Origin of the sequence: Kordia sp. (assembly GCF_965224175.1) — a bacterium.
GTDB lineage: Bacteria > Bacteroidota > Bacteroidia > Flavobacteriales > Flavobacteriaceae > Kordia.
On the sequence record NZ_OZ245041.1, the window covers coordinates 2,054,245 to 2,068,627 of the forward strand.

Below are 14,383 nucleotides of genomic sequence, written 5' to 3' on the forward strand. Positions count from 1 at the left end.
TGTTTAGATTCTGAAATAAAGTCAGAATGTTGTTTCCTCTCAATTTTCTAAATAACCTTTTTATAATTTTACTACAATTACTTGATAATAGTTACATATCTATACGTACTATTCTTCCCAATATAACCATACCCATTTGTTGTTCTTGCTCTCGCATATACATTAAACGAATGTGCACAGGTAACTTTTGGATTAAAACTTCCCATAATGTTATGACTTCCTTGCCAATTTGCTGGTGGTGTCGTCAAATTATAAGCCTCATATTCAATGCTTTCAGAATCACCATCGCCCCATCTTGCTCGTAAACTATAATCTAATAGATTTCCTTCGGTATCAAAAGCTTCAAAATCGATATCTAATGTATCATTAGGATTTTGTAGGTTCACAATTCCACAAGCGCCAATTTCAGCATTTTTATACTTTACAGAATTGATACTAACCTCTGGCACATTATTATCAATATACATCGTTAAGATTTGCTCTGGAGTAGCAGCACCAACTTCTGTTCCTGCATTATTGTAAAACTTCACCTTGAACTGATGCAATCCTGTATTTAATTTCGTAGAGTTGAACTGAAATAATAAATCATCAATTGAATAATCTACGCCTGCACTTGGCATTTTATAAAAATTATCACCATCTGGCGAAGCAGCTTCCAATACATAATCAGAACCATTCCATTTGTAGTTGTACCAAGAAGTTACAAACTCAGAAAATGATCCAGAAGTTCCTGATCTATGAAATACTTTATACTTTTTCGCTCCTAAACCTGGTAATTGATCCATTTTTGTACGATTTCCAATAACGTTCAATCTTCCTCCAAAGGCAGCATTCTTCGCATGAATAAAATAATTAGAAGCTGTAGTAGCACGTCCAGTTGCTGAATCGATTTTTGTGGTAGGAATCAATCCTACGCTTCCCATAATTGGACCTAAATCTCTGCTTGAAATTGATGGTTTTCTTGAAAAATACAAGGTATGTAATTTTGAAAAATCTCTGAAGAAATTTGCAGGTGTGTCATAGTTTAAATTTGGTTTGTTTGAATGTACTCTAAAACCAAACTTTGTATATGAACTAAACCACCACCATAATAAATTTACTTTTAAATCTGTCAGTCTAAATCTAAACTTCCAGATTCTGTGCGGTGTAGCAGAATTTGGAGAAGTTCCAAAAGTACTTTTACATTCTGATTGTTGTTCTTCATTCAACAAACCTGTCCATCGTCCAGCTCCTAAATAATATTGGCGTCCCATTTTATTAGGGTTTCCACGATAGTTACCATAATTCACATCATATCTTGGTGTAATGGCTTTGTTACGGTTTCTATCAAATGTAAACCAAAAATAATCGCCTGTTCCAGGATCGTTGTGCGTATCTTTTACAACGTCTAATACTACGTATAAATATTTAGCGTCGTTTTTTGCGATCATAAATCCGCCATCAAACTCCATTTGTTTTTCTAGTGCGCCTGACCACACTGCATCCTCTAATTGATCTTCTAAGGTAATAGGCGTTCCCGCCCAAGTTGATTTAATTGTTCCCATGATTTTCTCTAGTTTTTAGGTTATATTATTTCTTGGCACAAAAGTATTTTTCTCTAAACACTTGTGTAAGAGCCGAAAAACTAATTCTACATAGGAAAAAGACGGTTTTACTTAGGGGATTTTACCAAGGGAAGAAATATGTTGCTTTATCTTTTACTGTCTATTCTTTACTAAAATCAACCTCAAAAAGATAGGATTGCTACGAATTCTAGTTTAACACTAACGAATTCTAAAAGCACTTCAAAAAAGCGCAAAGTTGCCACTACATTTGAAATGTAATTAAGAAACAAAGTCATCTTAATCGCAACAAAAAAATACAAATTTTAAAAGAAAACATCAAATGTGGTACGATATAACAGCAACTAAAATGATTCAAAAGTATTTGAATATCTATTCGCAAATCAAAATGCAATTTGATGCAGAAGGAAAAGTAAACACGGTAGACTTGTTTCAAGAAGGTAGATGGATTTCGAGTCCAACATTGGCAAAACGAATGCGTTTAGAGCACGTTGCCTTACCAATTCGGCAAAAAGCATCTATCACACTAAAAAGATAAATTAGGTTGGTTAGTTGGGAAAAATCAGCTTGGATACTTTTGATGGCTGTCAAAAGGTATTATCAAACATGTATTGAAGAGTGGGTTTTCAAATGCAATGCAGATAATAGTTTCAATCCGAAAGCAGATTGGCAAAATCCAAGCTGATTTTTAAACTAAAACTAAACCATCAAACAATACAAAACAATAGTAACAATAAAAATCACAACACTATGAAAACAAGAGCATTCAAAATGACAGCATTCATGGGACTTGTATTAACATTAGTATTTGCATGTTCCCCAAAAGAAAACGCAGTAGACTTGGCAGCAAATAACGCAAGTGAAGTATTGGCTTCAAAACAAGCAGTCGTATTTATTGCAGGATATGACAAAGGAAGCAGCACGTATTATAAAGATGCAAAAAAGCACTTTCAAGGATTAAATTATACCATTGTAGATGATGCTTTTTCATTACAAGAAATCATTGCTTGGTTGAACAAAAATCACAACGATCAAGATTACAGCGAAATTCATATTGTAAACAAAGGGAATTCTAAAAAAGGATTATCATTAGAAACCACAATTCACGGAGAGGTATTATCGCAAGAATCATTGCTAAACTGTTTAAAAGAAGATAAACTTCCAAAACTAGAAAATGTATTGTCAGAAGATAGCAAATTGGTTTTTCATACTTCTGAATTAGGAAAAAATCAAAATCTATTACAAGTATTGAAGCAAACATTTACGGCAAATTATCAGCCAAAAGTATTTGCAACACCACATGCAAGCGTTTTTAACGGACAGTTTCAAAAGCATTTCTTAGCAAAAGTGTTTTACGGATATTATCCAACAGCACAATCACCTGGAAATATTGACTTATCAAAACAGTTTATGCGCAAATATCCTTTAGAAGATATTCACTGGTTAGATGCTATCAGAACTAAACAGGAAGACGAACCTGGAGAAGCATTCTCATACAAATTCAATATTCCTGTACGTTGGGAAATCGATTTTTCAGGAGATGAAGAAGCACCTTCACTAACAAGCACAGAAGCTATTATGGATTGGATTGACGATAATGAAGAATACAGCAACATTATTAAAGAGATGGGAATTCCTGTAGAAAGATTTAGATGGAAAGCTGTAAAAGTTGCAGACAAAGTAATCATTAAAGGAAAAACGACAGTAGTTTGCGTAATGAAACCAATGATGCAACGCAACAATCCTTTGTCATATGTTCGTACAGAATTTGACAATCAACGTTACTACACACAACTCTGATAATGTAACAATGGTTTGATAAAGATTTAATTTTCATTACAAACTCAAGAATAATATTTTATTTTCTGGATTGTTCGTAGAAAAAAATTATCTAATTGATACATTTTCAAATTATCAAATTAATAAAACATCACTGCGAAATACAGTCAACATGTTTAGTATACGGAATAAACATTTGACTGTATTTCAATTTTACAATCACAAAAATCTCAACCTATTTTAACCTATATTTGCTTTATGAAGACGTTTACTCAAAAAACACTATATTTCTTTTTGTTTATCTGCGCTACACAACTCTACGCACAAGAAATTGATTATATTGATGTGTATCAAGAGTTTAAAGTTGACAAAATATATCCACTATTTGGTGATAATGTAAACTTACGTTCTGCTCCAAATACTTCTTCTAAAGAAATTACACGTTTGCGTATTGGCTTTGACGTAACTATTGTTTCTAAAACTAACGTGATGTTTGAAAGTGGAGAATCCAAAATTCCTTGGTATGAAGTTCAATACAAAGGTCAAAAAGGATTTATTCCAGGAAAATTTATTGCGCATAAAAAAGTAAAAACGAATACCCATAGTTTTTACTTCAATAAAAAAATAACGAAAAAACATGGCGATCAACTCGTCATTCGTACTGTAGTTGGAGATGAATATAGCAATTACAAAGAGAGTTTTATGCAACTTTACGGTTCTTTGGTGAGTGCGCATTTAGAAGACAATCACGATTTAATGAATGTGTCGAAAATTTTAAAAATTCAACATCACGGAGAATCTTGCGGTGCAGAAAATGGTATTACGTATTTCTTTTTAAAAGAGAATAATGATTTAGTTCACATTACGCATCTCTCTGTAAGTGGAGACATTGGCTTTTTCTCTAGCGAAACGTTTACATTTACAACAAACGAAAATAATGGACAACCAATTATTATATTTAAAAAAGAAGAAGGCGCAGATGTAGATGATGAAGGATTATGGACAGAGTCAAAAACAATGATTCGTCAATTTGAATGGAATGGCACGAAATTAGTACCTGAATTTTCAAAAGAATTCTATAAACGAGAAAAAACAAATTAATATGAGATTTCGTTCTCAAGCATACTTCCTACTCGCTTTTCTAATGTTTGGAACTTGGTTTTCTATAGCTCAAAACAACCAATTACGCGCTTATACATTAAAAGACGATTTGCCACAATCGCAAGTAAATGCCATTGCTCAAGATGCATTAGGCTATTTATGGATTGGAACTCAAGGTGGAGGAATTGCACGTTTTGACGGAATTTCGTTTAAAGTATGGACTGAGAAAAATGGTTTGAATTCTAATTACATTCAAGCATTACAATTAAAAAAAGACACCTTATTTATTGGTACGCGACAAGGTCTTACAGTTCGCATCAAAAACACATTCAATCGCTACACAACGCCACGCGTATATGCAATTGATATTTCTGAAAAAGGCGTTTTTCTAGGCACGCGAAAAGGAATTCATCAATACGATGCTGTAAACGGAACACAAGCTCTAGATTGCAATGCTTTGATCAATTCGACACAGATTAATGATATTTTGTTTGATGGTTCTTTTTTCTGGATTGCTTCTCGTCGTGGTTTGTGGAAAACAAATCGTTTGGCAACTGACGGAACCTTCAAAAAAATGATGGATGGCGATTTTAAATCATTACTTAAGTATAAAGAAAAAGTCATAGCCGCGAGTTTCTCGGATGGTATTTTTGCCTTTGAAGCAGAAAAAGAACGCTTTCAAATTCTCTCAGAAATCTCACAGATCAATACCATAAGCTTAATTAATGGTGACGAGTTGTGGATCAACACTACAAATGCTGGTATAAAACGCATCAATCTTACAGATAATTTAGTAGAAAAGTCAATTACCAAGCGAAATGGGTTATCGGTTTATCACATTCGACAAGCGTATCAAGATCGACAAAATAATGTATGGATTGGTTCTTCTGGCGGCGGATTATTTAAGTATGAAAAAAACAATTTTAGACATTACACGAAAGATAATGGACTGACTGCCAATCGTATTTACGCACTTCACTATTTAAATGAAACCTTGTGGCTTTCTACTTCAGAATCTGGTTTAATGACTATAGATTCTACTGGAATTAAACAAGAGGAAAAAACTAGTGAATATCTCAATGTAAAAGTGAAAACCTTAACCAACGATAAAGAAGGTAGAATTTGGGCCGGAACAGAAAGAAAAGGTATTTATATCTATCAAAAGAAGATGCGTGACACTATTGTATATGATAGTTTGCTCGTTGATGAAGTAACTTACGAAAAACAACAAATAGAAGATATTTATACCGCAACTATTACCACAGAAAATGGCTTGCCTTCCGATTGGATTCGCAATATAAAAATATACGGTTCACACGTTTGGATTGCCACATATTCTGATGGAATTGCACGTTTTCAGTACGACCACAAAAGCAAAAAAATATTCAATCTAAAAACGTTTGGTGCAGAAGAAGGCATCAAAGATTTAGCTATTCGCGATTTGGCTCGCGATGAAACTGGTCGTATTTGGTATTCAACTAATAAAGGACATTTAGGCTATATCAAAAACGATAAAGTCACACATATAGAAGCAAAAGATGTCACAGGAAGTGAGATTACCATCGGAACGATTCGTTTTCACAATTACGATATGTATTTGGGTACATTTGGAAAAGGAATTTGGTTTTCTACCTTATCTAAAGACTTAAAGTTTGAAAAATTACAAGGAAAAAAAGAACTGTATTCCAACAATATCTATCAACTTATCTTTGATGATAATGGTGTACTTTGGGCAGGAAGCGAACGCGGCGTAGATCAAATTACACTCGACAAGAAAAATGAAATTCAAAACGTAACACATTACGGTAGAAATGATGGTTTTTTAGGAATTGAAACCTGTCATAATGCAACTGCAAAAGATACAAATGGTAATCTTTGGTTTGGAACCATTTACGGACTCACCAAATATGCGCCTTCTACTTCCAAACAACAAAGCTCCAAACCGCAACTACATTTTGAAGATATCGAGGTAGAATATCGAAGTTTAGATTCTATCAACTTGCGCGATTGGACGAATTCAGACAAGCAATTACAACTGACAGAAGATGAAAACAACATGGCTTTTCAGTTTCGTTCCATCGATTTGGACAACCCTGAAGCTATTGTGTACAGATATAAATTTGACAACAACAATTGGAGTCCGTGGAATCAAGAAAGTAAAATTACATTTGGTGGTTTAGACTATGGCGATCATACATTTTTGGCGCAATCACGCAATAAAGACTGGTTAGAAAGTGATACCATTAGCTTTCAATTTCATGTCATTCAACCTTTATACAAAAAAACTTGGTTCAAAAACCTGTTGTGGACAATTTTAGGTTTGATCATTCTCTATGTTATATATACGTACATTAAGCGTGTAAAAGCAAAAAACCGTGCCATTCGAGAACGCTTACAACTAGAAAATCATTTATTATCGTTAGAACAGAAAGCTTTGCGTTTGCAGATGAATCCACACTTTATTTTTAATGTATTGAATGGAATTAAAGGCATGAGTAGAAACGATATTAATAAGATGGACAAAACCATCAATACGTTTGCTGTCTTGCTTCGCGAAACGTTGACTAATTCTAGAAAAGACTCCATTACACTGGCACAAGAAATAAAAACATTGAAAAACTATGTAGAAGTAGAACGCTTGATGGCTAGTAAAGATTTTGCATATGAAATTGATTTAAAATCAGATTTAGATCCTGAAGAAGTCTTAATTCCTCCAATGTTAATACAACCATTTGTTGAAAATGCTATTCGTCACGGAATTATGCCTTTGCAACGTCCTGGCGAATTGAAGGTTCAGTTTACTACTGATACTAATTTCCTGTATGCTACAGTTGCTGATAACGGAATTGGGATTCAGCAATCGACGAAAAATAAGCCGAATACAGATCACCAATCAATGGCATTGCAAGTAACCAAAGAACGAATTGAGTCATTGGCGGGTCAGAATACACTAAAAATTGAAGATGTATCTGAAAAAGATGCTGCTTTGGCAGGAACGAAGATTTCATTTAAAATTCCACTGGAAACGGACTATTGAGAAGATTGCTTTGATGTTAGATATTAGATCGCTACGCTCTTAGACTTGCTTAGATTGTTAGACTTAATAAGAAACGTCATTACGAGGAAGAATGACGAAGTAATCTGTTTACAGAAAAACAGATTGCTGCAAATTTTTACAACATTTTTGCAATGACGAATCTGGTTATTAGATCGCTGCGTTGTTAGACTTGCTTAGATTGTTAGACTTAATAAGAAACGTCATTACGAGGAAGTATGACGAAGTAATCTGTCCATCGAGAAACAGATTGCTGCAAATTTTTACAACATTTTTGCAATGACGAATCTGGTTATTAGATTGCTGCGCTCTTAGATTTGCTTAGATTGTTAGACTTAATAAGAAACGTCATTACGAGGAAGAATGACGAAGTAATCTGTTTATAGAAAAACAGATTGCTACAAATTTTTACAACATTTTTGCAATGACGAATCTGGTTATTAGATCGCTGCGTTGTTAGACTTGCTTAGATTGTTAGACTTAATAAGAAACGTCATTACGAGGAAGTATGACGAAGTAATCTGTTTATAGAAAAACAGATTGCTGTAAATTTTTACAAATGACAAATCATATTATAATTTGATTATCTATTGCTTACATATTACAAACGTCACTTCGGGTAAAATCTTAAGAAGATTTTGTATCGAGAAGTACTTAAAAATACTTAAATTACCATCAGTTACTAAAATGAGTAGATGTACTTTTACACAAATACGCATAATTAAATAACTCTTAAACTCATAACTAAAAAAATGCTTACTACTGTTATTGTTGACGATATTCCTGCAGCTTTACAAATGTTGAAAGGCGATATTGAACGTTTACATCCAGAATTAAATATCATTGGAACTGCTTCCAGTGTTGTAGAAACTGCAAAATTATTACGCAAGCAACAGCCTGATATTTTGTTTTTAGATATTATGTTGGGCGATGGTTCTGGTTTTGATGTGTTAGAGATTTTTCCAAATCTTACTTCAAAAATCATCTTTGTCACAGCAAGTGATGAGTTTGCAATTAGAGCGTTCAAATTTGCAGCCATTGATTATGTGTTGAAGCCTTATTCTGAAGAAGAACTTTCATTAGCTATCAACAAAGCAAAAAGTCAAATTCATCCAAACAAAGAACGTTTAGATATTTTAAAAGATACCTTAGCAGCTCCAAACGAAAAGCCAACAAAGATTTCTTTACACACTTTAGATAAGATTATTATTGTAAGTATGGACGAAATTATTCGTTGTGAATCTGATAGTAATAATACCATTTTCTATTTACAAGACGGACAAAAGATTTTTGTGACTAAAACACTAAAATACTTTTCAGACATGTTGAAAAATTATCAGTTTCTGCGTGTGCATCAAAGTCATTTGGTCAATTTACAATTCATCAAAGCATTTATTAAAACAGATGGTGGCTATTTATTATTGAAAGATAAAAGTACTGTTCCTGTTTCTGTTCGTAAAAAGGTAGAAGTCATGGAGATTTTGAGTAGCATTCATAGAAAATGATTTTTGGATCGCTTTGCTTTTAGACCGCTAACGCTGTTAGATATGAGATCGCTGCGCTGTGAGACCTACTTAGCTTACAATAAACGTCCTAAGGAACATCATTACGAGGAAATATGACGAAGTAATCTGTTTCTCGATGAACAGATTGCCACAAATTTTCACAAAATTCTCGCAATGACAAATCATATTATGATTTGATTAAATTGTACAAACGTCACTTCGATTTCCATAACAAAGACAAGTGATTTTAATAAAATGTGTAGCATATCTAATTTTTGTCACGAATTCACGAATATTTCTTTTGTCTCTGATGGTTTTAAGAAAGTAATTGACACATTGCTACATTTTCAAATGAACACATTAACCATACGTCACTTCGAGTGAAATCTTAAAAAGATTTTGTATCGAGAAGTGCTTAAATGAAAACATGTTCTTTAGCAAAAAGAATCTTTGAAATTGTTTTTAGTTATACAGGGTAATATTTTTTACTTTTTCACCCAAATACATATAAATCATTAAAATCGTAATATACCATGAAAATTTTCAGATTACTAGTTTTACTTTTTTCAACAACCCTAATTGCACAAGACTTCAATTTAGATTATGTCAAATCATATGGAGCTAATTCTTTTGACATAGGCTACTCCATATACAATGACGGTGTAGGCAACACATATGTCTGTGGTGTTTTTAACGATGTTGTTACTTTTGAAACAATGTCTGGAGATGTTACTTATACATCCAACGGACAAACCGATATATTTATAGCAAAGTACAATAGTACTGGTGACCTTGTATGGGTTAGGCAAGTTGGAGGAGCTAACAATGATAATGCGTATGCTATTTCTTCAGATCCACAAGGCAATGTAATTGTTGCAGGTAGATTTATCGGTACTGTAGATTTTGACCCTGGGGCTGGTACTGAAACACAATTTTCTGGAATCAATAGTTATTTTGTACTCAAACTTAATAGTAGTGGTAATTTTATGTGGGTTAACTTTACTTCGTCTGCTACGGGTCGTGCAGAATCTATAACTATAGATGCTTCCGATGCTATTTTTATTACTGGAGAGTTTAGAGGTTCTATGGATTATTCCCTTAGTAATGGAAATACTGTAACTGTAACTTCTGGTAATTCTGGACAAAATGAAGACGCTTATTTAGGAAAAATTAATGGAACAACAGGCGAAACTATTTTTTATAAAGCCTTCAACAGTACTACTATTCCTGGCGGCGGTAAAGGAGAGTCCATAATTTCAGACAGTTCTGGCAATGTGTATATCGTTGGTAGCTTATTTGGTACCGTTGATTTTAATCCAGATAATGGCCAAACATTGCTTAGTTCTAATGGTGACAGCGATATATTCGTTGCAAAACTAACGAACTTAGGTAGTTTGATATGGGCAAAATCAACTGGCGGCACTTTGTATGATATAGCCAAGAATATCGCTATAGATTCAAATGGAGACCTTTTAATTTCAGGTGGCTTCAGAGGAACGACTGATTTAGATCCTAGCGCAGCAACGTTTTCAGCAACATCAGAAGGAAATGTAGATGCTCTTATACTTAAGTTAGATACCAATGGAAACTTTGTTTGGGCAAATACTTTTGGAGCCAATGGTACAGATGTAGGTGAATCTATTGCAGTTGATGAAAATGATAATGTCTATACGGTTGGAACATTTGGAGGAACCATTTCTTTTAATACAGATACTGGTGTTTTTGATTTGGTGAGTAATGGTAATGTAGATATTTTCATTCATCAACAAGATGCTTCTGGTAATTTTATGTCTGCTTATCCAATTGGAGGTACTGGTTTTGATACTCCAGAAACTATAATGATCAATGCGGATTCCGAAATTTTCTTAACAGGTTCCTATAGCAGAACTGTAGATTTTGATCTTAATTCAGGAACGACAAACCTAGTTTCAAACGGAAGTCGAGATATTTTTGTGGCAAAATTTGATTTGGCTAATTTGTCAACTCCAGACTTTATGTCTGATAACAATAAGGTAACTCTTTTTCCTAATCCCGCTAAAAATATTGTAAACCTACAAAGTGACCGTAACATCAAAAATATTGCTCTATTTAATTTACAAGGGAAACTAATGTATACCCAAACGGCTATACATAGTTCGTCTATGCAATTTGATATAAAAGATGATGTAAAGGATGGTGTTTATGTTATTGAAATTGAATTTATGGACAATAGCAAAACTTATAAAAGATTGATTAAGTAATCATCTCTCATATTAACTTTAATTGAGATAGACATAGAATAACATCAGAACTTATTCTGAAAAAAATGATCGTTCAATGCTCAATACAAATATCTAATTAACGTGAGTTCGAGATAAGAAGTCACTTTAATTAGAATTTCTTATCTTCAAGAACATCAAAAAACGAAGATTATGAAAAAATTCACTACGCTCCTATTCTTAGGAATGGTAATGCTGTCTGTAGCACAAAATGAATACGAACCTTCTCCTACAAATCCGTACGGAAGCAAAAACCCAGAAGCGCCCAAACAGTTAGATGATTTTAAACCGATGATTGGTTTATGCGATTGCGATTCAGAACGTAGAAATCCTGATGGAACTTGGGCGAAACCTATACCAATGACTTGGAAATATTCATACATTATGAATGGCATGGCGATTCAAGATCAGACCCTAAAAGCAGATGGAAAACATTCGGGAAGCATCCGACAGTTTCAAAAAGACAGTCTAAAATGGTATGTACATTATTACGCTTCGGCGACACCAACGCCAACTTTAGGTTCTTGGGAAGGCAAAAAAACCGAAAAAGGTACTATTGTACTTTACAAACCACAAAAAGCACCCAATGGAACGGAAGGATTTTCACGTCTTACTTTTTACGATATCAATGACAAAGGTTACAAATGGATTGGCGAATGGGTAGATAAAACCGAAACCGTAGTCTTTCCTTTTTGGAAAATTTCATGTACCAAACGTAAAGAATAAACCTTTAAAGCACTATCAATAATACACTTACAATTATACATAAATAAAGTTTATATATATCATATAAAACATAAATAAAAACATATAAACTTTATTCTCGATATTTGCCGAGCAATTAAAATAAGAATTTATTCAAGACGAAATCGTATATAAGTAGTTAGTAAGTGTTATTATATACAGTTAGCAAACCCGAACAATATTTGTGAGAATGTATTGTTTGGGTTTTTTTCATGAGTTTGTTTTAGGAAACTCAATTTCACATACAAAAGTTGAATACTTTATATCATCAATACTAGTTATATTTCCTTCACAAAAAATATTAACTCTCGCTTTATGTAAGTCACATATTTCTTTTAAAAAATTTAACCCTAACCCTGATCCGACAACACCTGTTTTTTCAGCTTCTTCAGATCTAAATCCTCTTGTATAAATATCTGTTAATTCAGATTCCTTAATATGAGGACCTTGATTTGATATTCTTGAAAAAATATGATCATCATATTCTTCTAACTCTACCTCAATAGTTGAATATTTAGGTGAATATTTAACAGCATTATCTATTAGAATAAAAGGTAAAGAATCGATTGTTGGATGAGAATCTATTAGAGTTAATATTTTTGGTGAATTAAAATCTATTATTAATTCTTTTTTTTCCTTTGCTGCTTTTTTAAAACATTCGATCGCTTTAAAAAATTTCCCATGTATATTACGAGGCTCTAACCTTTGAAACTTATAAAACTCTGGATTTAATCTATGTCTGGCCATATCCATCTGTAAACCTATCAACATTGTATTTTGTAATATGAATTTTGAATGTTCTATTATTGCTTCTTTATCAAATTTACGACTAGCCGAACGGGAAATAAATTCTGCGCTAGGCTTTAAGTTTTGCATAATATTAGCTAATTCATGTAATAAATCTTCTAGTGTATCTTGGCAATTATCGTTCATAATTATTTTGTTATATTTGAAATAAGAGTTCCTGAAAAAACAGCTAAAGAATTCAAGACTAAACTGATTGAATCATTACTTATTGATTTAGTAGAATAATCAGCTATAGTGGCTTCAAAAATCTTTATTTTCCTTCTCATGATTGAGGATATGAAACGCTTTTCAATTGTAGCTATTTGATCACTTGGCATTTTATTATTTTCGAGAACAGTTCTAGTTTTTTTCCATTGATAAATTGGATTTCTCACTTCTTTTGAAGCTCTATCTAGTAGATTAACCATATCATTTACATCCTTCCCTTTCATTACTGATTCATCACATAATTTAAAAAACTGGTTATAATCTGTTTTAAATACACTTCCGCTGTAGGCTATTAAATATTTATGAGGAAACTTTTTTGATATTTCTTGTATTAAATGACCTCCTTGATATTTAGACCCAAAGTTCTTCCCTACTCCTCTTATATCACAAATAATAATGTCATAGTTTGCTAATTGATTTATAGAATTTATATCATCAAATTTTGTTATTTTATAATCGTGCTCCCTTAATATTCTGAGATAAGGAAACTCTTTGTCATCTATAACAGCGACATTAACACTACTCCTTCTCATAGAATAAGAATCAGTTACAGTTACCAAATCTTCTATCGTATATTTCTTCCTAAATATTGAAAACATAATTATAGCTTATTTTTTTAAAAATAAAGCATTACCAATTCGAATCTATACGGTTTTCCGTAAACACTCTCAAAATTCCCAAACAAACTCAAACCCTACACAGCTACTCCCAAATATTTCCTCCTTACAATTCAATCAAAACATCAAGTACTTTTGAAAGTTTACTACGTAGCAAAAAATAGTTTACTACCTAGTAAAAATAAGTTTGCTACGTAGTAAACTATATTTTTATCTTTAGAAACAAATCAAAAGTTCAAGAGCTTTTTACAATAAGTACTTAACCAAAACTATAAAACAACAAGAAAATGTCCATAAAATATAAAGTGATAGAACGCGGAACACCAGGTGTAAAAGGTGGCGGCACAAAGAAGTATTATGCTTCTACAACGGCACGCGAAAAGATAGACTTGAAACAACTAAGCGAACGACTCGCTTCCATTTCCACCGTAACTGAAATTGATACAATTGCAGTATTGCAAGGTTTGGTGCATTTGCTGCCCGAATATTTGTGTAAAGGCAATAGTATTTCCTTAGGCGATTTTGGTACGTTTACCGTGCATCTTCGCAGTGAAGGAAAAGATACACCTGAAGCCGTAAATGCAACCTCTATTAAAGATGTAAATGTTACGTTTAGACCAAGTGTAGAGTTTAAACAGCGCATGAAAACTGTTAAGTTTAAGAAACATAGCTCTTAATACTATTTCCTCTTTTCTGTTTCATTGAAAACCGACTCAAAACGAATCTTTTACACTTAAATTAATGTTAA

General features: G+C 32.9%; 11 protein-coding genes. 8 read left to right on the plus strand and 3 right to left on the minus strand.

The features are described from left to right. Positions 1 to 77: 77 nt before the first annotated feature. Positions 78 to 1,544: a hypothetical protein gene (locus tag ACOQOS_RS08930; RefSeq protein WP_420574627.1), complete on the minus strand. Its 1,467-nt coding sequence runs from the start codon at positions 1,542 to 1,544 to the stop codon at positions 78 to 80. Between the two features lie 340 nt (positions 1,545 to 1,884). Here ACOQOS_RS08930 and ACOQOS_RS08935 point away from each other — a divergent pair, with 340 nt between their 5' ends. From ACOQOS_RS08935 to ACOQOS_RS08965, 7 genes are all read left to right on the plus strand, one after another. Next, positions 1,885 to 2,100 carry a hypothetical protein gene (locus ACOQOS_RS08935; RefSeq protein WP_420574628.1) on the plus strand — a complete coding sequence of 72 codons (216 nt, stop codon included), beginning with the start codon at positions 1,885 to 1,887 and terminating at the stop codon, positions 2,098 to 2,100. Between the two features lie 212 nt (positions 2,101 to 2,312). Continuing rightward, entirely contained in the window at positions 2,313 to 3,362 is a 1,050-nt protein-coding gene (locus tag ACOQOS_RS08940; protein ID WP_420574629.1) for a hypothetical protein, read from the plus strand. A gap of 237 nt (positions 3,363 to 3,599) precedes the next feature. Beyond that, positions 3,600 to 4,442 carry an SH3 domain-containing protein gene (locus ACOQOS_RS08945; RefSeq protein ID WP_420574630.1) on the plus strand — a complete coding sequence of 281 codons (843 nt, stop codon included), beginning with the start codon at positions 3,600 to 3,602 and terminating at the stop codon, positions 4,440 to 4,442. 1 nt (position 4,443) lies between these two features. Then, positions 4,444 to 7,479: a ligand-binding sensor domain-containing protein gene (locus tag ACOQOS_RS08950; RefSeq protein WP_420574631.1), complete on the plus strand. Its 3,036-nt coding sequence runs from the start codon at positions 4,444 to 4,446 to the stop codon at positions 7,477 to 7,479. 770 nt (positions 7,480 to 8,249) lie between these two features. Beyond that, positions 8,250 to 9,002, plus strand: coding sequence for a LytR/AlgR family response regulator transcription factor (locus ACOQOS_RS08955; protein ID WP_420574632.1), 753 nt, complete (start codon positions 8,250 to 8,252; stop codon positions 9,000 to 9,002). A gap of 533 nt (positions 9,003 to 9,535) precedes the next feature. Beyond that, entirely contained in the window at positions 9,536 to 11,242 is a 1,707-nt protein-coding gene (locus tag ACOQOS_RS08960; protein ID WP_420574633.1) for an SBBP repeat-containing protein, read from the plus strand. A 171-nt stretch (positions 11,243 to 11,413) separates the two neighbouring features. Further along, positions 11,414 to 11,986, plus strand: a complete 573-nt coding sequence (locus ACOQOS_RS08965) for a hypothetical protein (protein ID WP_420574634.1) — start codon at positions 11,414 to 11,416, stop codon at positions 11,984 to 11,986. A 228-nt stretch (positions 11,987 to 12,214) separates the two neighbouring features. Here ACOQOS_RS08965 and ACOQOS_RS08970 read toward each other — a convergent pair whose 3' ends face one another. Next, entirely contained in the window at positions 12,215 to 12,937 is a 723-nt protein-coding gene (locus ACOQOS_RS08970; RefSeq protein ID WP_420574635.1) for a sensor histidine kinase, read from the minus strand. A 2-nt stretch (positions 12,938 to 12,939) separates the two neighbouring features. Continuing rightward, positions 12,940 to 13,617, minus strand: coding sequence for a hypothetical protein (locus ACOQOS_RS08975; protein WP_420574636.1), 678 nt, complete (start codon positions 13,615 to 13,617; stop codon positions 12,940 to 12,942). A gap of 305 nt (positions 13,618 to 13,922) precedes the next feature. Here ACOQOS_RS08975 and ACOQOS_RS08980 point away from each other — a divergent pair, with 305 nt between their 5' ends. Further along, a complete protein-coding gene (locus ACOQOS_RS08980) occupies positions 13,923 to 14,312 on the plus strand; it encodes an HU family DNA-binding protein (protein ID WP_420574637.1) in 390 nt (129 codons plus the stop codon). The last annotated feature ends 71 nt before the right edge of the window (positions 14,313 to 14,383 follow it).

Bases quoted from the DNA above. Each gene is read 5' to 3' on its own strand.
- ACOQOS_RS08930 (WP_420574627.1), bottom strand. From the start codon at position 1,544: ATGGGAACAATTAAATCAACTTGGGCGGGAACGCCTATTACCTTAGAA.
- ACOQOS_RS08935 (WP_420574628.1), top strand. From the start codon at position 1,885: ATGTGGTACGATATAACAGCAACTAAAATGATTCAAAAGTATTTGAAT.
- ACOQOS_RS08940 (WP_420574629.1), top strand. From the start codon at position 2,313: ATGAAAACAAGAGCATTCAAAATGACAGCATTCATGGGACTTGTATTA.
- ACOQOS_RS08945 (WP_420574630.1), top strand. From the start codon at position 3,600: ATGAAGACGTTTACTCAAAAAACACTATATTTCTTTTTGTTTATCTGC.
- ACOQOS_RS08950 (WP_420574631.1), top strand. From the start codon at position 4,444: ATGAGATTTCGTTCTCAAGCATACTTCCTACTCGCTTTTCTAATGTTT.
- ACOQOS_RS08955 (WP_420574632.1), top strand. From the start codon at position 8,250: ATGCTTACTACTGTTATTGTTGACGATATTCCTGCAGCTTTACAAATG.
- ACOQOS_RS08960 (WP_420574633.1), top strand. From the start codon at position 9,536: ATGAAAATTTTCAGATTACTAGTTTTACTTTTTTCAACAACCCTAATT.
- ACOQOS_RS08965 (WP_420574634.1), top strand. From the start codon at position 11,414: ATGAAAAAATTCACTACGCTCCTATTCTTAGGAATGGTAATGCTGTCT.
- ACOQOS_RS08970 (WP_420574635.1), bottom strand. From the start codon at position 12,937: ATGAACGATAATTGCCAAGATACACTAGAAGATTTATTACATGAATTA.
- ACOQOS_RS08975 (WP_420574636.1), bottom strand. From the start codon at position 13,617: ATGTTTTCAATATTTAGGAAGAAATATACGATAGAAGATTTGGTAACT.
- ACOQOS_RS08980 (WP_420574637.1), top strand. From the start codon at position 13,923: ATGTCCATAAAATATAAAGTGATAGAACGCGGAACACCAGGTGTAAAA.